This window comes from Pseudomonas sp. EA_15y_Pfl1_P101 (assembly GCF_963970835.1).
In the GTDB taxonomy this organism is placed as follows: Bacteria; Pseudomonadota; Gammaproteobacteria; order Pseudomonadales; family Pseudomonadaceae; genus Aquipseudomonas; species Aquipseudomonas tritici.
Window position 1 is genome coordinate 166,706 of sequence record NZ_CAXAPA010000004.1, and the last position, 20,801, is coordinate 187,506.

Sequence of the window (20,801 nt, forward strand, 5' to 3'; positions counted from 1 at the left end):
TCTTCGATTGGCACAGACCCTGCAAGCTCCCTCTCAACCCACCTCGGTCAACGACGATCGACACCATTGGGCAATAGCGGTGAGTCCGGCGCAGTCGCCCGATCAGAACCCGCATAAGAACAGGCAAAGACGCCTGGAACCGCAAGGTTTCAGGCGTTTTTTTTTGCTTTTTAAACCGTGATGAGCTTTGTCGGGTGATTTATATGAACAGTCTCAAAACCCTGATCGTCGTCGGCAATGGCATGGTCGGTCACCACTGTGTGGCGCAACTGATCGAACGCGGCGCGCTGGATCACTACCGCTTGCACGTGTTCAGCGAGGAGCCGATGCGCGCCTATGACCGGGTGCACCTGTCCGAATATTTCACCGGCCGTGATGCCGAGTCGCTGGCATTGTCCGACGCTTCGTTGTACCAGACCCCAGGCGTGACCTTGCACCTGGGCGTGCCGGTGCTGGAGATCGACCGCGCCCGCTGCGAGGTGATCACCGCCGACGGCTGCGTGGCCTATGACAAGCTGGTGTTGGCCACCGGTTCCTATCCATTTGTGCCGCCCATCGAAGGCGCTGAAGGCGATTCGCGGCTGGTGTATCGCACGCTTGAGGATCTGGATGCGATTCGCAAGGCGGCCGCCAATGCGCGACGCGGCGTGGTGGTGGGGGGCGGCCTGCTCGGTCTGGAAGCCGCTAACGCGCTGAAAAGCCTGGGGCTTGAAGCGCATGTAGTGGAGTTCGCGCCGCGCTTGATGCCGGTGCAACTCGACGATTTTGGCGGCCTCGCGCTCAAGGCGCAGATCGAGCGGCTGGGCGTCGGTGTGCATTTGTCCCGTGCAACCCAGTCGATCAGCGCGGGCGCGGAGTATCGCTACCGCATGAACTTCGCCAATGACGAATTCCTGGAAACCGACGTGATCGTGTTCTCCGCTGGCATCCGTGCCCAAGACGCGCTGGCTCGCCAGGCTGGCCTGGAAATCGGCCCGCGCGGCGGCGTGGTGATCAACGATGAGTGCCTGAGCATCGACCCGAATATCTACGCGATTGGTGAGTGCGCGTCCTGGAACGGCAGCCTGTTCGGCCTCGTCGCGCCGGGCTACCAGATGGCCCGAGGCGTTGCCGCGCTGCTCTGCGAGCAAACCGGCGAGCCGTTTGTGGGCGCCGACATGTCGACCAAACTCAAGTTGCTCGGTGTTGACGTGGGCTCCATCGGCGATGCCCATGCCCACACGCCCGGCGCGCGCAGCTACCAGTTTATCGACGAAGCCAGCGCCAGTTACCGGCGCCTGGTGGTGGATGCTTCGGGCAAGCATGTGATTGGTGCTGTACTGGTGGGCGACAACAGCTACTACGACACCTTGCTGCAATACATGCAGAACAGCATCACATTGCCGTCCGAGCCGGCCAGCCTGATCCTGCCATCGTCCAGCGGCGCTCCCACCCTGGGCCCCGGCGCGTTGCCGGAGTCGGCTACCGTGTGCTCCTGCCACAACGTGACCAAAGGTTCGATCTGCTCAGCCATTGACGGCGGCTGCAGCGACCTCGGCCTGCTTAAAGCCCAGACCAAGGCCTGCACCGGTTGCGGCGGCTGCGCCGGGTTGCTCAAGCAGGTGTTCGAGCATGAGCTGATCGCCCGTGGCGTCAGCGTTGACAAAAGCCTGTGCGAACACTTCGCCTACACCCGGCAGGAACTGTACGCCTTGGTGCGTGTGGACGGCATCATCACGTTTGACGAACTGCTGGCCAAACATGGCCGTGGCCACACCGGTTGCGATGTGTGCAAGCCGGCAGTCGGCTCGATCCTGGCATCGTGCTGGAACCAGCCGATCATGGACGCATCCTTGGTGCCGTTGCAGGACACCAACGATACGTTCATGGCCAACATGCAGAAGAACGGCACCTACTCGGTGGTACCACGCATTCCGGGGGGTGAGATCACTGCAGAAAAACTCATTGTGATCGGCGAAGTGGCGAAGAAATACGACCTCTACACCAAGATCACCGGCGGCCAGCGCATCGACCTGTTTGGCGCGCAACTGCATGAACTGCCGGACATCTGGGGCGAACTGATCGCGGCGGGGTTCGAGACCGGGCATGCCTATGGCAAATCCACGCGCACGGTGAAGTCTTGCGTGGGCAGCACCTGGTGCCGCTACGGCGTGCAGGACAGCGTGAAAATGGCGCTGCTGATCGAGGATCGCTACAAAGGCCTGCGCTCGCCGCACAAGCTCAAGTTCGCGGTGTCTGGCTGCACCCGAGAATGCGCTGAAGCCCAGAGCAAGGACGTCGGCGTGATCGCCACCGAGAAGGGCTGGAACCTCTACATCGCTGGCAACGGTGGTATGCGCCCACGCCATGCGGAGCTGTTCGCCACCGACCTGGATGATGCCACGCTGATCCGCTACATCGACCGCTTCCTGATGTTCTACATCCGCACCGCCGACAAGTTGCAGCGTACTTCGGTATGGCGCGAAAGCCTGGAGGGCGGCCTGGATTTCCTCAAGGACGTGATCCTTGAGGACAGCCTGGGGCTGGGCGCCGAGCTCGAAGCGCAGATGCAACGGGTGGTCGACCGCTACGAATGCGAGTGGGCCAACGCGCTCGCGGACCCGGAGAAACTCAAGCGCTTCCGCACCTTCGTCAACGACAAACGCCCGGACCCGGACATCCACTTCGTCCAGGAGCGCGGCCAGCGCCGGCCGATCATGGCCTCTGAACTCAACTTGATTCCGGTCATCGAGGAGATTGCGTGATGAGCCAGCCCATCTGGAAAACCGTGTGCAACAGGCAAGACCTGGTGACCAACTCCGGCGTGGTGGTGTGGTTGGACGGCGCGCAAGTGGCGTTGTTCTACCTGCCGGATGCGCAAGACCAGACGCTGTATGCCATTGATAACCACGACCCGGAATCGGGGGCGAATGTGATCGGTAGGGGGTTGATTGGCAGTATCAAAGGCGAGTTGGTGGTGGCTGCGCCGATCTACAAGCAGCATTACCGCCTGGCTGACGGGCAATGCCTGGAGGCGCCAGACCAGCGCCTGCGCGTCTGGCCGGTGCGTTTGAACGGTGGGGTGGTGGAGGTGGGGGTAGGTTGAGCGACTGTGGGAGCTGTCGAGCCCCAACGACGCGGCCATGGGATGTCCATGTGTTCGGATCAGAGGGCGAGGTCATCGATGAACAAGGGCATTTTCGTCTACCTGTCGCAGGTGACCCTTCAGTCCATCAGGCCGGAATAAGCCCTGCGTCCTGATAGCTCTGAACGAGTTCGTCATACAGGCCGATATCGATGCGCGTACGAGCAATCAACTGCGCGCCCGCGATGGCGGTGTAGATGGCGCGCGCGCGCCGCTCGTGGTCAGTGGCACTGCCATTGCCGATGTCCGTGAGAACTGCTGCGAGCCACGCTACGTTGATATCGGCAAACGCGAGTACCTCTTTCTTCAGCTCTTCGGGCAGGTCCTGGTACTCTCCCGCCTTGAACTGATGCCATGCACCCGGAACCAGCTGTACATCAACCTCTGCGTTTGATTGCTGAGCGGCCTTGTGAAATAGCCGTGTGGTGGGTTCTACGGTTGTCTCGATGGCGCAAAGCACGACGATCTTGCCGCCGTGGCGAACCGCCGTAGCGGCCAAGGCTTCATCCGCTCTCAAAATCGGTACCTGAATATCGGGTGCGATTCTTTCAATGGATGGACCCAAGGTCGAGCAGGTGAGCACCACAACATCGGCATGCCGGGCGAGGGCACACAGCGCGGTGACATTCGCGCCTTTACTCGCCAAATGATAAGCCAGCGACGCGCCAACTATTCATAGCCCGCCCAGGACTACGGAGGCGTCCACAACCTTGGCGTAGTCCATCGCCAGGTTACTCAGCGACAACGCATGCACATCCTCCGCCGGCCACAGCCGTCCGGATAAATCAGTCTGATCAAACGTATAACAAGCATCCGCCACCACGCTCACAGCAAAACCCAGGTTGCCGCCAGAGCGCGCCGTGGCTTCGACGGAATTGTTAGTGATCACGCCAACGATCACCAACTGCCGGATCGAGCGTGCATGCAGCCAGCGCTCCAGGCCGGTGGCGGTGAAGGCATCCGGAACGTTCTTCTCCACCACATGCTCATGCGCCAGTGGTTGCAGCGCGGGCTGGAACTCACAGCCCGGCTTGCCCGGCCAGAATACCGAGACGGGTGAGCGGGATATGTGCCGGATGTGAACGACAGGACGGTTGGATTGGCGCCACGCGCTCAATAAACGCTGTATCTGCACTTCGGCGTCGAGGTTATTGCGACGCCCCAGCTTCGGCTGGTTCATGCCTTGCTGCATATCGATGATCAGCAGTGCCGCGTTGGTTGCTGGCGGTTTCATGACACTTCCCTTTGCTCGTGAGGCTCGAAACATAACAGCCGATGTGGGCATCCAGACAGCGATTTCCTACCTGGGCAGCTTTAACTGAGCCTCGGCGTACGGCACCACTGCGTCGGTACGCCCGCTCGATCCGTCTCATTGTTGAACTGCCCCGCCCTTTAAATCGCCTTGGAAGAGGATCGCATCGGCAAACCCAAAGCGTGTCTTTAGCAAATGCGGCGAGGCGTGCTCACGACGCTATAGTCGACTCTATTGATGGCCGTACTTCCAGGAGCTTTTTCCCGTGCCTACATGCCGACCCATTTCGCTTACACAAAACGTTTCAACGCCGTACTCGCCTACAGAGATGCCAATCTCGAAGGCGACCTGTCGGTGAGGGCGTTAAGCCAGGTGGCGAACTTTTCGACGTTTCACTTCCATCGACAATTCAGTGCGTTCGTAGGCGTGCCGGTTTCACGTTATGTGCAACTTACCGTCGAGATCCTGCACGGACATCGCCGGGTCGCCACCCACCTGTTGCTCGCGCGGCGCCTACAGCACCCAGAGCGAACACATGCCGGCATCGCACAAAGCTCATCGCGACTGGACACCCCAGCGCCTCAAGTCGATTGCAAGTAGTTGGCTGGAAGTGTGCCAAACATGTCGCTGTAGATCTCACCCAGCCAGTCAATGAAAACGCGTACCCGTGGCGACAGGTGCCGATGATGCGGGTACATGGCAGAAACTGTCAGGCCGGGGCTCTTCCAGTCGCTCAAGACTTCCACCAGGCGCCCCGCTTCCAGATACTCTTCAATGTGGTAACGAGGCACCTGAATCAGACCGCAGCCACGCAATGAACATACGACGTAGCTTTCAGCATCGTTCACTGCCATCCAGCCATTGAGTGTGAACTGGCGTATCTGGCCACCGAGGACCAATTCCAAAGGAAGATTCGAGGAGCCATTGCTCGAAAAGAACTTTACTGTTTGATGCACGGCCAAATCTTCAGGTTTTTTAGGGCTGCCGAAACGCGTCAGGTATTCAGGACTCGCGCAAATGATCTGGGGCATCACCGCAAGAGGCCTGGCTACCAGCGTCGAGTCTTGGGGGGTGCCTGCGCGCACGACGCAATCTACCCCCTCCCGAACGAGATCCACCAAGCGATCACCACCACTGGCTGTCAATTCGATTCCTGGATAGCGCGCCCGAAACTCATCAATCCTTGGCAGCACAATCTTGGTCGCATGAGTACCGTGCATATCCACGCGCAGCAATCCTTGCGGATTAGACGCTACGTGGCGCAATGATGACTCGGCATCGTCCAGTTCACTCAGCACGAAAACACATCGCTCGTAGAACGCCTGCCCGTCGACTGTCGGTCGTACATGCCGAGTGGTGCGTTCCAGTAGTCGAATCCCCAGTCGACTTTCCAGCTCTTTGATGGCGTGAGTCGCGGTGGCACGTGGAATGTCGAGCGCTGCCGCTGCGCGGCTGAAGCTGCTCAACTCAACGATACGCGCGAACAGCTGGAGTGAATCGAAGCGATCCATCTATTGTTGTTCCTGGTGGAATTTTGTTGGCCATTTAGCTGTATTTATCCAGTTCTGGCAAACAAGCAACATAGGACTCAAGGGCATCGTCGCCCACTGACTTGCAAATCAGGAGTCCTGTATGACTGACAATAGTTTGAAAACGGCCCTTGTTACCGGAGGCTCCCGTGGCATCGGCCAATGCATCGCCATGCGCCTCGCCGCCGACGGCTTTGCTGTGGTGGTCAACTTCGCTCACAACACCGCAAAGGCAGAAGAAACAGTTGCAGCGATCCAGTCTGTCGGCGGCAGGGCCATCGCAGTCAAGGGTGACGTCGGCAATCCGGAGGACGTGGCTGCCTTGTTCACGGCCGCCAAAGAGGCTTTCGGCAGGATTGATGTCGTGGTCAACAGCGCAGGCATTATGCCGATGGCGACCATCAGAGAAAGCAGTCTGGCTGACTTCGACACAGTCATTGCCACCAACCTGCGCGGTGCGTTTCTGGTACTGGGTCAAGCGGCTGCGCATGTCGATGACGGCGGTCGCATTATCGCGCTGTCCACCAGCGTGATCGCCAAATCGTTCCCCTCCTACGGTCCCTACATCGCGTCAAAGGCAGGCGTTGAAGGACTTGTACACGTGCTTGCCAACGAGCTGCGAGGTCGTCGCATCACAGTCAACGCCGTTGCACCCGGACCCGTCGGTACTGATTTGTTCTTTGAGGGCAAGAGCCCGGAACAAATAGCGCAGATCGCCAACCTTGCGCCGCTGGAACGCTTGGGAACCCCAGAGGACATCGCCAGTGCGGTGGCCTTCCTGGCAGGACCGGACGGCGGCTGGATCAATTCGCAAGTACTTCGCAGCAATGGCGGTTTCGCCTAAGTCAACCAAGGAGTCATGTCATGAGCCAAGTTATTCTGATCACCGGAGCATCCAGTGGGTTCGGCGCGATGCGCGCCATATTGTCTACGCCAGCATGCGCACGACTGACGGTGGTGGCGCCCCGCAGGTATCCGGAGAAGCGAAATGTTGACTGAAACGGGCGAGTCATCGAGCAATACCGCTGTGACTGAAGCGATCAGCATTATTGAAGTCCACGTGCAGACCGAGGCGTCATCGTCGTGCGAGTCGCGTTTGTCATCCTTGGCGACAACCATCCTGGGCTCGCCTGGATGCATCACTTATCAAGCGCTTCAAAGTCATACGAAAAAGGACCTTTGGATTATGACCGGCCTGTGGGAGTCGCCTCAGGCCATGGAGCGCCACTTTTGCCACCCTGCGCTCAGTGAACTGATCAACTTGCTGGGCCCCAGGTCGGTTAAAAAGGTCACTGCAAACGCATTCCCCAACTCAGGGACGTTAAGTGCCTAACCCTAGAACGCCTCGCAACCACCGGGATTTATATCTAGTCGGGGCGGGGCTTGCTTAATGGTTTTAAGGAGTATGGATATGAAAAAATCAATACACGATGTTCAGCTGTCAACTGGGAGTGTAAGCCGCCAGGAGCGTCTGTTGTTCCCAGCGCTAGCGCCCCTGTATGCGCGGGGAGAGGCGGTCATGTATGCCGTCTTGCGCGCGGCCTTCGGTGCTATTTTGTTTACTCACGGCCTGCCGAAAGCGTTAGGAACATCGCATGGCTCCATGGCAAATCCCATGGAAGGCTCCATCAACCTTATGCAGAACGTCCTGGGGCTGCCGTTCGCCAGTGAGCTTGCGTTTCTTGTCATGCTACTGGAGACCCTGGGTGCTTTTATGCTCGCCGTTGGCTTGTGGGTACGACCAGTTGCTCTGATCGTCGCTCTGGAAATGGTAGGGATCAGTTGCGCTCTCGGCCCAACGTGGCCGTGGGTCGACCGGGGAATTGAATACCCGGTACTGATGACGTTTCTCGCCCTGTACATCGCTGTGCGTGGCAGCGGCAGCCTGGCACTGGATCGCAAATTGAAATACACGTTCTGACTGTGCTTTTTAGGCTCCGCTACGTCACCGCGTCAGCTTTTTCCAAACCTTCGGCCGTCCAACGCTCATGCTGAAAAAGTAAGGCCGGTGCCAAAGCTCACATTGGTGTCATTGATGAGTCAGGGCTGGTGCACTGCGTGGTGGGGGAAATGGCTGCTAGGAGGCACTCGCAGCAGCAAAAAAATGAAACAGTCGGCAGATTTGACCGATTTTGAACGGCTGTCGTTTTTTGAAAGCGCCGATGGCTCAGTCGCCGAAAAATAGGCGGCTACTTCAGACCATACTTAGCTTAGTTAGCCTTCGACTTGAGGCTCTGAACTAACAATCATAACATTTAGATACATATTTTTTTTCTTTGAACGCTCGCGTTTATGGACTGTTTTCATGTGGGCGACGAGCGGCGCTTCAGGTCTGTTCAGAAGCGTCGAGAGAGATAAAACGAAGAGAGGTTTTCCTATGTTTCTGCGCAAGCTCAATCTCGCTCCACGCTCGGCCCTGTGCTTCGGGTTATTTTGCCTAGTGATTATTGCGTTGGGGCTCATCGCCCTTAAGCAGATGGCAAGTTTGAACGCTTCTGAAAAGTTCGTAGAAACCAACGTAGTGCCTAGCATCTCTTTGCTGGGAACGATTGACCGGGATTTTATAAGTATTAGAGGCAGCAACGCGCGGTTGCGTAATCCTGTCGAGCCAGAAAATCGTAAAACAGAAGCACTTGAGGACGTAAGGAAAGCCCAAGCAAGCGTCCAAGAAACACTTTCGACGCTTGAGCCGTACATAGTCACCGCTATGGGAAAACAGGTTTTCGGTGAATTGTCTCAACGCTATGCCGCTTACCAAAAAGTACAAGATCAATACCTGTCATTTATTTCTTCTGGCAGTCTTGATGACGCTGTGAAATTGTCTAACGAAGCAATGAAGCAATCGGCAGACACTGTGGAGCGGGATATAAAGAAACTTATTGAACTGAACACCAACAAAGCTAAAAAAGCAGGCGAGGAAGCTACTCTCATCTACGACCAGGCCAAAATTATTGTTGGGTGCTTTATCTTGGTCGGCACATTGGCTGCCATTACTCTCGCTCTGATGTATACCCGCAGCGTGACTAGCCCGGTCAGCCAGTCACTGGCCATCGCTGAGCGTATTGCCAAAAACGATCTCAGCGAGGTCATTGAGGTGCAAGGAAGCGACGAAGTTGCCAGGCTCATGCAGGCTTTGAAGGCCATGCAACAGGGGCTGCGAAATACGCTTTCTTTGATATCTGATTCGTCCAGCCAGTTAGCGTCTACTTCTGAAGAAATGCATGCCGTCACTGAGGATGCTAATAAAGGCATGCTGCGCCAAAATAACGAGGTCGAGATGGCCGCTACTGCCGTCACCGAGATGAGCGCAGCCGTAGAGGAAGTGGCTAGAAATGCCTCAGCAGCCTCCGAAGCAGCCAATCGATCCAACTCCGCCGCATTGGCAGGTCGTGCACGCGTAGATGAAACCGTTCAGGCCATCAGCTTAATGGTCGCAAATGTTGAAGACGCTTCCCAAGAAGTACAAGGGCTCGCCGTGATGGCGACCGACATCAGCAAGGTTCTGGATGTGATACGGGCTATCGCCGAGCAGACCAATCTTCTTGCATTGAATGCTGCTATCGAAGCTGCTCGTGCCGGTGAGGCAGGTCGAGGCTTCGCGGTAGTGGCGGATGAAGTAAGGGCTTTGGCTCATCGTACGCAGCAGTCGACCAGTGAGATTGAACAGATGATCAGCTCGATTCAGAAAGGCACTGGAGCGGCTGTTTCGGCAATGACCCACACCAACGCCCAAGCTCAGAGAACGCTTGACACAGCTCAAGGCGCCGGTACTGCTTTGGTGGAAATCACCGACTCTATCGATAATATCACCGAGCGCAATGTTTTGATCGCAACTGCATCGGAAGAGCAGGCTCAGGTTGCCAGGGAGGTGGATCGCAGCCTGATAAGCATCCGAGATCTATCAAGTCAAGCTTCAGAGGGTTCAAGTCAGACCGCTATTGCAACGTCTGAACTGACCAAACTCGCGGTCGAATTGAATAGGCTCGTGAAGCAGTTTCATATGTAGGGGGGCTAGTGCGCCGCGCGCCCACCGGCACGCACATACTCCAACTCCGCAGCCGTGATCAGCACCACCGGCACCCGTTGTACCGGGGACAGCGGCATGTCGTCGAGGCGGGTAGGGAAGTCTGGAGCTGGGCCGCCGAGCAGTACGCCGGCGGCGTCGTCAGTGGTGACAAACAAGTGGGGCAGTTGATCGCTCATCAAGTGCGATTGGCTGAAACCGGGCAGTTCCAGGGAGAGTACGCCGTGGCTCTCCAGTTGCTGGGTGATGCCGCCAGCGTTGGCGACGTGTTCGAGCAGTTCGAATGCCCAACTGTGGCGCAGTGGGTCGACGTCGCCGAGTGTGCCTTCGGCGTTTTCAGGGATGTCGGCGGTTTCCAGGAACAGCTCCATTTCGAAGCCATTGCCCAGGCCTTCGGCGTCGTCGAAGGGGTCGGACAAACCGTCGGTTGCCAGCACGATGCTGTGGTCTCGGCGCACCACGCGATAGGCCTGACGGGTGGAGGGCCAGTAGGGGCCGCCGGTGAGGCTTGGGCTGATCAGGTAGGCGAGGACGTCTTTTTCGACGGTGCCCACGGACTGCCAGTGCTGGTCCAGGCATTCCGCGCTGGCGAGGCGTGCGTTGAGGTTGGCGGTTTGCGGGCGGCCGGAGAACCCTTTTTCCACCGAGCTGAGCGTGGTCAGGCATCAACTCACGCACGCCCATGCGGGGTGGCAGGCGGCCGGTGAGGGGGAACGTTGACGCCGGCAAAGGTGACCGGTAAACGGGCACCTTTGCCGGCTACAGAGCGGTCAATTGTCGGCCTTGACCCATTTGCAGTTTGTCAGCGTATTTCCACCATTCAAGCGCAAGTAATAGGCATCCGGTGCACCATTACGCTGGTGAACTGTACCTACGGCGCCGTCGTGATAGTTGGTGTACAACTTCCCGTCAACAATCTCCCAGCCTAACGGGTAGGCCGAGGAGCGGTAAACCCACCAGCGAGGGGCCGCTCGGCAGGACAGAGAGTTGCCGTCCTGAGTCTCAAGGACTAAGAAGTTGCCATCGTTGGAGACTTTCTTGAACTTGGCTTTCGGACCGTTGGACGCGGTTGCGCTGATGTAGTCGTAGAAGCTCCACGTCGGATTGGTACCAACAAAGTAAGCATGGCCTTTCCTGACTTTACCGTCGTCGTCGACATATTCCAGCTCTAGGTTGAGCCACTCGTCATCCGGAGGGGATTGGCTGCCGCGGCGAGAGGTCAGGGGGGGACCATCGGGTACGAAGGGTTGATCGTCTGCGGCGGGCACCCGTCGTCGTTTCGATGACGGGTGCTGGATGACTGCTGATCAGCGATTGAACCGCTCAACCAACGCATATTGGGTGGATGCGGTACTCGTGAGCTCCTTGCTCAGGTCAGTGGATTGATGGGCTTGTATCGAGGTCTGGTCAGCCAGTTCGGCGATGGTGGTGATGTTGCGGCTGATCTCCTCGGCGACCGCGCTCTGTTCTTCGGTGGCGGCGGCGATCTGGGTGGTCATGTCGGTGATATGGGACACCGCTTCGCTGATGCCTACCAGAGCCTGGTCAGCTTCGAGCACCCAAGCGACGCCTTCCTGCGCTTGGCGTTGACCGTTTGCCATGCTGTTCACGGCGTTGTTGGAGGACACTTGCAACTGGGTAATCAGCCCGTGGATCTGGGTGGTGGATTGGGAGGTGCGTTGCGCCAGTTGGCGCACTTCGTCGGCGACTACGGCAAAGCCGCGGCCCATTTCACCCGCGCGGGCCGCTTCGATAGCCGCGTTGAGCGCCAGCAGGTTGGTCTGGTCGGCGATGCCTTTGATCACATCCACCACGCTGCCGATTTCGTCGCTGTCCCGGGCCAATTGCGCCACGGTGACGCCAGTCTCGGCGACGACAGTGGACAGGCGCTCGATGGCTTCACGGGTATCCCGCGCCACCTCACGACCGCGTCCGGTCAGCACGTTGGCTTGCTGGGTGGCATCCGCAGTGCGCTGTACGTGGCTGGCGACTTCTTGAGTGGTCGCGGCCATCTGGTTGACGGCGGCGGAGACTTGTTCGGTTTCGACACGCTGGCGGTCCAGGCCCTTGGAACTGGCAGTGGCCAACTGATCGGATTGCCCGGCCAGGGCACTTAGTTGTTCAGCGCTGTCCTGCAGGCGGGTGAGGCAGGTTTTCAGGCGCGCGCTCTGGCTGAGGAACGCTGTTTCCAAGCGTGCCTGTGGCCCCCGGGCGTCGCTGTACATCTGCGCGATCAACGCATCCGAAGTCGAGGGTTCGACACCTTGCAACAGGCGCAAGGTGCTGCCTTGGCGCCAGCGTGAGCAAAGCATACCGACCGGCACGGCGACGGCGACGGCCACCGCAATGGCCAGCGGTGCGCTGAGGAATAATCCAGCGAGGCTGCCAGCCAGTCCGGTTGCCACGTAAGGCACGCAGCTGACGGCGGCCGGCAGCCAGGCATCCTGGCGTGGCACGCCCGGTTTGCCCCGGCTGATACGCTGATACAGGGCCTGGGCCCGGCGGATTTCGTCGTCGCTGGGCTTGACCCGCACTGACTCGAAGCCGACAACCTTATTGTCTTCAAAAATCGCCGTGACATAAGCGTTGACCCAATAGTGGTCACCATTTTTCGAGCGATTCTTGACGATGCCCATCCACGGCTGGCCTTGTTTGAGCGCACTCCACATGTGCGCAAAAACCGCGGGGGGCACATCAGGGTGACGTACGATGTTCTGCGGCGCGCCGATCAGGTCGGCGCGTTCAAAGCCGCTGATCTCGACAAAGGCGTCGTTACAGTAAGTGATGACGCCGCGCACATCCGTGGCGGAGATGAGTTTTTGTTGCGGCGCGAGGGAAATCTCGCGTTGTGTTACAGGCTGGTTATTGCGCATTCAGACTACTCCCTGGTTGCCTTCAGGCCATCGGCGCCAACTGCAAAAAGGTTAATACACGTTGGCTAATTCGCCAGCCACTGGTCAAAAGCCTGAAACTTGCGGATGAAACCCCTCATAATGGCGGCCATTTTTGTTTAGCCGTTATTCTGGTGTGCCCCCATGGAAATCAAGGTCAACTTTCTCGACAACCTCCGGCTTGAAGCCAAGTTCGATGACTTCACGGTGATTGCCGACCAGCCCATTCGCTACAAAGGCGATGGCTCGGCACCGGGGCCGTTCGATTACTTCCTGGCGTCGTCGGCGTTGTGCGCGGCGTACTTCGTCAAGTTGTACTGCGAAACACGCAATATCCCCACGGACAATATTCGCCTGTCGCAGAACAACATCGTCGACCCGGAAAACCGCTACAACCAGATCTTCAAGATCCAGGTCGAGTTGCCGGCGGATATCTCCGACAAGGACCGCCAGGGCATCCTGCGCTCCATCGACCGTTGCACGGTTAAAAAAGTGGTGCAGGCCGGGCCTGAGTTCGTCATCGAAGAAGTCGAGAACCTGGACGCTGATGCCCAGGCGTTGTTAATGCCAGGCTCTAAGGCCGAGGGCGGCACCTACATCGCCGGCAAAGACCTGCCACTGGAGCAGACCATCGCCAACATGTCCGGCATTCTCGCCGGCTTGGGCATGAAGATCGAAATCGCTTCGTGGCGCAATATCGTGCCCAACGTCTGGTCGCTGCACATTCGCGATGCGCATTCGCCGATGTGCTTCACCAACGGCAAGGGGGCGACCAAAGAGGGCGCCTTGGCGTCGGCGTTGGGCGAGTTTATCGAGCGGCTCAACTGCAACTTCTTCTACAACGACCAGTTCTGGGGTGAAGAGCTGGCGAATGCAGCGTTCGTGCATTACCCGGATGAGCGTTGGTTCCAGCCAGGTCCCAAGGACGCGCTGCCAAGCGAAATCCTCGACGCTTACTGCCTCAAGGTTTACAACCGCGATGGCGAACTGCGTGGCTCGCACCTGTTCGATACCAACTCCGGCAACGAAGCGCGCGGGATTGTTTCGCTGCCATTCGTGCGCCAGTCCGACGGTGAGGTGGTGTACTTCCCGTCCAACCTGATCGAAAACCTTTACCTCAGCAACGGTATGAGTGCCGGCAACACCTTGGCCGAAGCCCAGGTGCAATGCTTGTCGGAGATTTTCGAGCGCGCGGTGAAGCGTGAAATCATCGAAGGTGAGTTCGCCTTGCCGGACGTACCGGCCGAGGTGCTGGCCAAGTACCCTGGCATCCTCGCCGGTATCCAGGGACTCGAAGCCCAAGGTTTCCCGGTATTGGTGAAAGATGCGTCACTGGGCGGTGAATTCCCGGTGATGTGCGTGACCCTGATGAACCCACGCACCGGCGGCGTCTTCGCCTCCTTCGGCGCGCACCCGAGCCTGGAAGTGGCACTGGAACGCAGCCTCACCGAACTGCTGCAAGGCCGCAGTTTCGAGGGTCTGAATGATCTGCCGCAGCCGACCTTCGAAGGCCAGGCGGTGACCGAGCCGAACAACTTCGTCGAGCACTTCATCGACTCCAGCGGCGTAGTGTCGTGGCGCTTCTTCAGTGCCCAGTCGGACTACGAGTTCGTTGAGTGGGATTTCTCCGGCGAGGGCGAAGACTCGAATGCCCAGGAAGCCGCGACGCTGTTCGGCATCCTTGAAGGCATGGGTAAAGAAACCTACATGGCGGTGTACGAACACCTCGGCGCCACCGCGTGCCGCATCCTGGTGCCGGACTACTCGGAAATCTACCCGGTGGATGACCTGATCTGGGACAACACCAATAAGGCGCTGTTTTTCCGCGCGGATATCCTCAACCTGCACAGCCTCAATGAGGAAGAGCTGCACGCGTTGGTCGAGCGTCTGATCGAAAGCGAGCTGGACGACTACACCGATATCACCACCCTTATCGGCATCGAGTTCGACGACAACACCGCCTGGGGTCAGTTGACCATTCTGGAGTTGAAACTGCTGATCTTCCTCGCCTTGCAGCAACACGAGGAAGCCAAAGAGTGCGTGGAGATGTTCCTGCAGTACAACGACAACACCGCTGAGCGTGGCCTGTTCTATCAAGCGATGAATGCGGTGCTGGAGATGGAACTGGACGACGACCTGGAACGGGCGGATTACGAAGCCAACTTCCGCCGCATGTTTGGCAACGAGCGGATGGACGCGGTGATTGGTTCGGTGAAGGGCGATGTGCGGTTCTATGGCCTGACGCCGACCAGTATGAAGCTGGAAGGGTTGGAGCGGCATCAGCGCCTAATCGAGAGTTACAAGAAGCTGCATTCGGCGCGGGCCAACATCACCTCAGCCTGACGCAAACGCCTGTGGGAGCCAGCTCCCACATGTGATCGGTTTCTGCTGTTAGATTTTTGCCAGGGCCTGCGCCAAACCCACGCATCTGTTTTCGTGCCAGCTCACGCTGCGGATGGGACGCCAGGCCCGGGTAAGGTCGGTGAGGCTCAGCAGGGGGTTGGGTCTCGACACAGACCCTGCGCGTGTCGTCCTGCAAGCTGGCCTCAAACGCCGAAAAATCACCCAGGTCGACAAAGCTGAAGCGGTGCCCGGCGCTGCGTTGGCGCACCTTGTCGAACCCGCTGACCCGAACCAGCGGCGTGTTGCCGATAAGCTCGAGGACAGCGGGGCGCGGTAGCGCGGGCATGTCGTCACCGGGATACGGAGGGGTTGGACAGCAAGAGGCACAGCCTGCGTTCGACGATAGGCCGGGATCGGTCCGGTCGCAACCGGACGCTCCGCTGGCTGCCTGTTTTTGGCGCATCAGCCGGCCAGGTTCTGCAGCTGCTGCAAGCGTGCTATCACGTCAGCCCCGGCCGCTTGCATCGGCGCCCGCAACTCGCTGCCGATCAAGCCCTGCAAGGCCAGCGCCGCTTTAACCGGTGCCGGGTTGGGCTCCATGAACATCGTGTTGATCAGTGGCAGCAACCCAAAGAACGTCGCCCGCGCCTCGGCCAGTTGGTTGTCCCGCACCTGCTGGCACAAAGCCACAAACTCTTCAGTCCGTCTATGTGCCGAGGCCGCAATCGCCCCGGTCGCGCCGAGGCACAGCGCGTTGAACATCTGCACATCTTCCCCACACAACACATCCACCTCACCGCTGGCCAGCAGCGCCAGGGTATTGCCCAGGTTGCCGCCGCAGTCCTTGATCGCGACGATCCGCGGGTGGGTGACGATAGTCAGCAAGGTGGCCTGCTCGAAGGTTGCGCCGGTGCGATAGGGAATGTCATAGAGAATGATCGGCACGCTGGACGCATCGGCCACTGAGTGGAAGAAGGCCACCAGGCCGGCCTGGGACGGGCGGATGTAACTCGGCGCCGGCACCAGCAAACCGGCGATCGGCCGTTGCAGGATTTCACGCTGGAATTGCAGTAACTCGATCTGGTTATTGCCTGCCAAGCCCATGACTACGCGGTGCGCCGGCACCAACTGCAACACCGCATCCAGCACTGCGAGTTGTTCCTGGCGGCTCAGCGATGCGGCTTCCCCGGTGGTGGTGCATACCATGATCCCGGCCACGTGCTTTTCCAGCAGGTGGCTGACCAGCCGGCGCAGGCCGATAAAGTCGATGGCACCGTCATGGAACGGCGTGACCACGGGGACCCAGATACCTTGAAACGATGACATGCACTTTCTCCTGATGATTGACCGCTTGAGTCACCGTCAGAAGGGCAGAGGGAATTGTGCAAGGGAGGAAGACCGTCGCGCTCAATGCCCTGTCAGCTCATCTGACGGGACAGCGCGCCCCGGTCACATGAGCGACTGTTTCTTCGATTTGAGGGCGTGCGCAACGCAACCTTGCGCCTTGGCAATGGAGCCAGTGTCGGAAAGGTTAACGGAGGACATTGCGGACATTGGCTGACACACCCTGAATAAGGCCTCCATCTTTATGGAATATTGCAGAGTGTGTCAACGACGTTTATTCGAATTTATCGATACGCGTGTCGGAATAGTAGAACGCGTTTTTGTCCGTGCTCGACTCGTAGAAGTAGGCGTAGTCGGTCAGGTAGTACAGGTGGTTCACCCGGTTGTATTCATCGTTATCGAAGCTGCACTTAAGTGCCTTGGCCGCCCCGAGCAGGCCAGGGTTGAGCTCGCTGGCCTGCAGTTCGCGTTCAACTACGCAGCGGGTAATCTGGACTTTGGTGCGGCTGCCAATGAGGCTATTGAGGCTGGAGCGCGTTGTTTGATAAATCACGGTGTCGCCCACCGGCAGGGATTTCCAGTTGCCGGTGAAGCTCAACTGCGTCAGCGTTTCGCTTTCTGCCATGCCCGAGGAACTGTAGGTGTTTTTCGCCACCAGCGGGATGAGGTTGCGCCAGCTCACCGTGTGGCTTTCATAGCCTTGCCCGCGGGTGGCGATGGCCAGTTGTCCGCTTGCCGCATCCTGGCTGATGAAGTCCGTACTCTGGCTGTTGGTGGTCTTGCCCTTAAAGGTCGACGTGCCGGTCATGTGCACGTATTTGAAGGCACGGGCGGGCTTGTCCAGGTTCAACGGCGTGATTGCGGCCAGCACTTGAGGTTGTACCGAGGTCAGTGCGATGGTCACCGGCGCCTTCAGGCGTGGTTTGAACGCCGGCAGCGCGGCAATCTTCTGCGGGTTGACGCACACCTTATTGAACAACTGCACATAGTCGGCATTGCTGCCGGCGATTTTCTGTGGCGTTGGGAAACTGTCGACGCGGCCATCACTGACGCGGTTGTCGGCGTCCATGTCGTAGCCGGCCAGCGCCTTATAGGTACCGTCCGTGCACGACACCGCGAAGTGCTCGCGTTTCTGCGCATAGGGGGCGTTGTAGGGCATATCGTTGAGCACCGCTGGCTCGTCGAAAGCAGCCCAGAAGCGTGTTTCGCCATTCACGGTCTTGATGCTGTTGGCGTCGATCAATACCTGGTTGCCACGCTCGTTGCTCTGCATCAGGCGCCAGTCCGGCTTAGGCGTTTCGGCACAGGCGCGCACGAATGTCTGGTTGGCGGCCAAGGTCGCGCGCAATTGCGGCGATAATTTGCGCGCCGCGCTGTAGCGGCCTGCACTGGCGGGGTAGACCCGTTGCGAGCCGTCCAGGTACAGCAAATGCAGTTGCGGCGATGAACAGGCCGCCTCGAATTGCATGGTGCGTCGCAGACCACTCAGGCCGTCCGGCATCAGCAGCTCGAAGCTGAGCAGGTCACCTTCGCGCACGATGCTGTTTTCAACCAGGGGCTGGGCGAGAGTGTCGGCGAGCATGCGGTCGACTTGGGTTTTCTGGTTGGCACAGCCGGCCAGGGTGGCGATGCCACCGATCAGCAAAAGAGGAGTGATAAAGCGCACGAGAGCCTCGTTGAGTCCATTCGGGTTTAAGGGTAACGGCGGGAAGCGCTGCATCTGTAGCCGGATGTTACAGCGCGAAAGCCTAACGAGCCAAACGGCATCTGTACAGCGCTTGCATGGCCGCAGCCGGATAGGTGCGGGTCGCAATCGTTTTACTGCATTTGCAGCGGGCCGCTAGTCTATCCAAACATTCTGGGAGAACTTCGATGATACGACGCGCGTGCCTGGCTGCTCTGCTGACCCTATCTGCCTTGATCGCCTTGGGCGCCACGAGCTACGATCATCTGTATGCCTTTGGCGACAGCTATTCCGACAATGGCGCGGGCGAAGCGCTCACCACTCGACTCGCAACGCAAAAGGTCAAGGATGCCCAAGCGCTGCCAGGCCCGCTGTATTGGAAGGGACGCTGGAGCAATGGCCCGACCGCCGTCGAAGGCTTGGCCGACGCACTGAACATACCCCTGACCGACTACGCGGTAGGGGGGGCCAAAAGTGGCCACGGCAACTACTACACGTGGATGATGCCGTCCCAGGATACGGGGGTCCTGGGCCAGGTCGCCGAGCACTTGCAGGCCGCCAAGTCGCACAAAGCCGACCCCAAGGCGCTGTATTTCATCTTCATCTCGGCCAACGATTTTTTCGAATGGGCCGATTTCTCCCATCCTGAAACCATTGAAGCGCTGAGTGAATCCAGCCTGGCCAACATTCGCAGTGCCACCGAGCAATTGGTAGCGGCGGGCGCCAGGCACGTGATGGTAGTTGGGACTACCGACCTCAGCCATGTACCCGCCGTGGTGCAGGGCAACCAGGTCGACAATGCGAAGAAATACCAGCAGTTGCTGGCGCAAAAACTCCCGGCGGCGCTGGCGCAGATCGGCGCGGCAAAGGTCAGCTATTTCGACCACTTGGCCTTCAGCGACAAACTGCGCGCCAATCCCGCCGCCAACGGCTTCAAGGACATGGACACGCCGTGCCAAGCCACCTACCCAGAAGTGAAACCGCTGTGCACCAACCCCGACGCCCACTATTACTGGGACGAATGGCACCCCACCCGCACAGTCCATGTGCTGGCGGCCAAGGCGATGCTTGAGGTGCTGCCTTAACCTGCGGCCACCGCCGCTTCAATCGCGGCGATGAAGGGCGGTGCCGTTGTACCAGAGACAAAGGGTATTTTTGCGGTTCATGGTCGGACGCCACGGAAAATTTAAGGTGATTTAAGCCCTGCGCGCCATCAACAACACCGTCGCCGCCGCTGACAGCAACCCCGCGCAGCCCCGATTAAACATCCGCTTGCCCCGAGGCTCGGCAAACCAGCGCCGCATATGCAGGCCCATATAGGCGTAGGCACTGATGGCTATCCATTCCAGCACCAGGAACATCACCCCCAGGAGGGCGAATTGCGGAGTGATCGGCTCGCCGCGCACGACGAATTGCGGCAGGAACGCGGTGAAGATCAAGATGGCTTTCGGATTGCCCGCCGCCACCAAAAACTCCTGACGCGCCAACGCCCACAATCCCACACTAGCCGTAGTCGACTCAGCCTCTGCCTCGGGATTCGCCCGCCACAACTGATACGCCAGATAAAACAGATACGCCGCCCCCAGAATCTTGATCCCATAAAACAACAACTCCGACGTTTGCAGCACCACCGCCAAACCCGCCGAGGCGAGGGCGATCATCCCAGCAAAGGCCAGCAGCCGACCGATACCCGCCAGGCACGAAGTGCGGTAGCCGTAGCGCGTGGCGTTGCTCACAGACAGCAAGTTGTTCGGGCCGGGCGCCATGTTCAAGGCGAAGCAGGCGGGGAGGAAAAAGGCGAGGGTGGCGAGGTCCATGGCAGCTCCGGGATCGCGTGGGCGGGGAGGTGTGAGGATAAGGGGGGAGAAAGCGGTTGGACAATGCGCGCGTTGAGTCTGCGATGACGCCAACGCGCGCGGATCAACTTAGCTATGGCTTGCCGGTGTCTCTTCGGTAGTTGAAACCTCGGCACGCAGACGTTGACCGATGCCATCCATCAGGTCAGGTGGGTCTGGCTCAGATCTCGGCCGCCGAGTTGCCTTGGGCAGGGTGACGAACATAGTAGTTGTCGAATTCGGTACTTTCGACAAACTGGAAGCCATGACGCGTGTAAAAACGATTTGACTCGCTTTCTCTGAGAGCTCCTACCCGCAATGCCATTCCTGCGGCATCCGCTTCCACGAAGATTTGACTAAGGACAACCGAACCTATGCCCGCGCCTTGTGCGCTCGGCTTGATGTACAGATGATCAAGCAATAATCCGTCGATAAGCGGCTTGATGACGACGAAACCTACTCGCTCGCCGGAAACTTCAATGCAGCGAGTGGACTCGGAAGAAAAACCTTCGCGAAAACGTTCGCGTGCCCGCACAGGATCGAAGCGACCAATGCGCTCAAGGCTTTCACGCATGGCTTCAATCCGAATAGCGACAAGTGTTTCGAAATCACCGGGTTCAGTTCCAACAAGAGTAACTAAAGGGATATCCGTAGTTGCAGGCTGAAATTGCATACCGAGTGCTCCAGTTTCTATTCAATAGAATCAGCTCTCATAGAAAGCTTGCTTGAAAAGTCCCAACGGTGGATGGGGCAATGTGGGTTAACGGATTCAGAG

General features: G+C 58.6%; 18 protein-coding genes and 4 pseudogenes. 10 read left to right on the top strand and 12 right to left on the bottom strand.

Features of this window, described 5'->3' with window-relative positions:
- The first annotated feature begins 203 nt into the window (after positions 1 to 203).
- Positions 204 to 2,744, top strand: coding sequence for a nitrite reductase large subunit NirB (gene nirB, locus AACY36_RS07540; protein WP_339427564.1), 2,541 nt, complete (start codon positions 204 to 206; stop codon positions 2,742 to 2,744).
- The gene (nirD, locus tag AACY36_RS07545; RefSeq protein ID WP_339427563.1) at positions 2,744 to 3,085 is read left to right on the top strand and encodes a nitrite reductase small subunit NirD; all 342 of its coding nucleotides are present in this window, start codon (positions 2,744 to 2,746) and stop codon (positions 3,083 to 3,085) included. The genes nirB and nirD overlap by 1 nt, the downstream gene beginning before the upstream one ends.
- Before the next feature lie 127 nt (positions 3,086 to 3,212).
- On the opposite strand, the gene AACY36_RS07550 is transcribed toward nirD, so the two are convergent.
- Together AACY36_RS07550 and AACY36_RS07555 are read right to left on the bottom strand one after the other, a co-directional pair.
- Positions 3,213 to 3,770 (bottom strand): hypothetical protein, encoded by a 558-nt coding sequence (locus AACY36_RS07550; protein WP_339416004.1) that lies wholly within the window; start codon positions 3,768 to 3,770, stop codon positions 3,213 to 3,215.
- A 27-nt stretch (positions 3,771 to 3,797) separates the two neighbouring features.
- Positions 3,798 to 4,358, bottom strand: a complete 561-nt coding sequence (locus AACY36_RS07555; RefSeq protein WP_339427562.1) for a cysteine hydrolase family protein — start codon at positions 4,356 to 4,358, stop codon at positions 3,798 to 3,800.
- A gap of 291 nt (positions 4,359 to 4,649) precedes the next feature.
- Between AACY36_RS07555 and AACY36_RS07560 the strand changes: the two are divergent.
- A pseudogene (locus AACY36_RS07560) lies at positions 4,650 to 4,829 on the top strand (AraC family transcriptional regulator); the annotation flags it as partial.
- A 128-nt stretch (positions 4,830 to 4,957) separates the two neighbouring features.
- Here the strand turns inward: AACY36_RS07560 and AACY36_RS07565 are convergent.
- Entirely contained in the window at positions 4,958 to 5,887 is a 930-nt protein-coding gene (locus AACY36_RS07565; protein ID WP_339427561.1) for a LysR family transcriptional regulator, read from the bottom strand.
- A gap of 121 nt (positions 5,888 to 6,008) precedes the next feature.
- On the opposite strand from AACY36_RS07565, the gene AACY36_RS07570 reads away from it, so the two are divergent.
- From AACY36_RS07570 to AACY36_RS28240, 5 genes and pseudogenes are all read left to right on the top strand, one after another.
- Entirely contained in the window at positions 6,009 to 6,749 is a 741-nt protein-coding gene (locus AACY36_RS07570; protein ID WP_339427560.1) for an SDR family oxidoreductase, read from the top strand.
- 144 nt (positions 6,750 to 6,893) lie between these two features.
- Positions 6,894 to 7,238 carry an antibiotic biosynthesis monooxygenase gene (locus AACY36_RS07575; protein ID WP_339416011.1) on the top strand — a complete coding sequence of 115 codons (345 nt, stop codon included), beginning with the start codon at positions 6,894 to 6,896 and terminating at the stop codon, positions 7,236 to 7,238.
- A 186-nt stretch (positions 7,239 to 7,424) separates the two neighbouring features.
- Complete coding sequence (locus AACY36_RS07580) at positions 7,425 to 7,826, top strand: DoxX family protein (protein ID WP_339416013.1); 402 nt, start codon at positions 7,425 to 7,427, stop codon at positions 7,824 to 7,826.
- A gap of 456 nt (positions 7,827 to 8,282) precedes the next feature.
- Positions 8,283 to 9,053: pseudogene (locus AACY36_RS28235) on the top strand (MCP four helix bundle domain-containing protein); the annotation flags it as partial.
- Between the two features lie 129 nt (positions 9,054 to 9,182).
- A complete protein-coding gene (locus AACY36_RS28240) occupies positions 9,183 to 9,911 on the top strand; it encodes a methyl-accepting chemotaxis protein (RefSeq protein ID WP_445262852.1) in 729 nt (242 codons plus the stop codon).
- Positions 9,912 to 9,916: 5 nt separating this feature from the next.
- On the opposite strand, the gene AACY36_RS07590 is transcribed toward AACY36_RS28240, so the two are convergent.
- From AACY36_RS07590 to AACY36_RS28245, 4 genes and pseudogenes are all read right to left on the bottom strand, one after another.
- Positions 9,917 to 10,573, bottom strand: coding sequence for a Suppressor of fused protein (SUFU) (locus AACY36_RS07590; RefSeq protein WP_339416014.1), 657 nt, complete (start codon positions 10,571 to 10,573; stop codon positions 9,917 to 9,919).
- A gap of 126 nt (positions 10,574 to 10,699) precedes the next feature.
- Positions 10,700 to 11,197 carry a hypothetical protein gene (locus AACY36_RS07595; RefSeq protein ID WP_339416015.1) on the bottom strand — a complete coding sequence of 166 codons (498 nt, stop codon included), beginning with the start codon at positions 11,195 to 11,197 and terminating at the stop codon, positions 10,700 to 10,702.
- Positions 11,198 to 11,236: 39 nt separating this feature from the next.
- Positions 11,237 to 12,271 carry a methyl-accepting chemotaxis protein gene (locus AACY36_RS07600; protein WP_445261129.1) on the bottom strand — a complete coding sequence of 345 codons (1,035 nt, stop codon included), beginning with the start codon at positions 12,269 to 12,271 and terminating at the stop codon, positions 11,237 to 11,239.
- 249 nt (positions 12,272 to 12,520) lie between these two features.
- Positions 12,521 to 12,802 (bottom strand): annotated as a pseudogene (locus AACY36_RS28245) (PAS domain-containing protein); the annotation flags it as partial.
- Positions 12,803 to 12,964: 162 nt separating this feature from the next.
- Here AACY36_RS28245 and AACY36_RS07605 point away from each other — a divergent pair.
- On the top strand, positions 12,965 to 15,163 hold the full coding sequence (locus tag AACY36_RS07605) for an OsmC domain/YcaO domain-containing protein (RefSeq protein WP_339416017.1): 2,199 nt from the start codon (positions 12,965 to 12,967) through the stop codon (positions 15,161 to 15,163).
- 117 nt (positions 15,164 to 15,280) lie between these two features.
- On the opposite strand, the pseudogene AACY36_RS07610 reads toward AACY36_RS07605, so the two are convergent.
- The 3 genes and pseudogenes from AACY36_RS07610 to AACY36_RS07620 all read right to left on the bottom strand — a co-directional run.
- Positions 15,281 to 15,440 (bottom strand): annotated as a pseudogene (locus AACY36_RS07610) (cystathionine beta-lyase); the annotation flags it as partial.
- 185 nt (positions 15,441 to 15,625) lie between these two features.
- Positions 15,626 to 16,489 (bottom strand): 4-hydroxy-tetrahydrodipicolinate synthase, encoded by an 864-nt coding sequence (gene dapA, locus AACY36_RS07615; protein WP_339416018.1) that lies wholly within the window; start codon positions 16,487 to 16,489, stop codon positions 15,626 to 15,628.
- 292 nt (positions 16,490 to 16,781) lie between these two features.
- Positions 16,782 to 18,173: a hypothetical protein gene (locus AACY36_RS07620; protein WP_339416020.1), complete on the bottom strand. Its 1,392-nt coding sequence runs from the start codon at positions 18,171 to 18,173 to the stop codon at positions 16,782 to 16,784.
- Between the two features lie 206 nt (positions 18,174 to 18,379).
- On the opposite strand from AACY36_RS07620, the gene AACY36_RS07625 reads away from it, so the two are divergent.
- Positions 18,380 to 19,276: an SGNH/GDSL hydrolase family protein gene (locus tag AACY36_RS07625; RefSeq protein ID WP_339427559.1), complete on the top strand. Its 897-nt coding sequence runs from the start codon at positions 18,380 to 18,382 to the stop codon at positions 19,274 to 19,276.
- Between the two features lie 111 nt (positions 19,277 to 19,387).
- Here the strand turns inward: AACY36_RS07625 and AACY36_RS07630 are convergent, their stop codons facing one another.
- Positions 19,388 to 20,008: a LysE family translocator gene (locus AACY36_RS07630; protein ID WP_339416022.1), complete on the bottom strand. Its 621-nt coding sequence runs from the start codon at positions 20,006 to 20,008 to the stop codon at positions 19,388 to 19,390.
- Between the two features lie 199 nt (positions 20,009 to 20,207).
- Complete coding sequence (locus tag AACY36_RS07635; protein ID WP_339416023.1) at positions 20,208 to 20,699, bottom strand: GNAT family N-acetyltransferase; 492 nt, start codon at positions 20,697 to 20,699, stop codon at positions 20,208 to 20,210.
- Positions 20,700 to 20,801 lie beyond the last annotated feature (102 nt).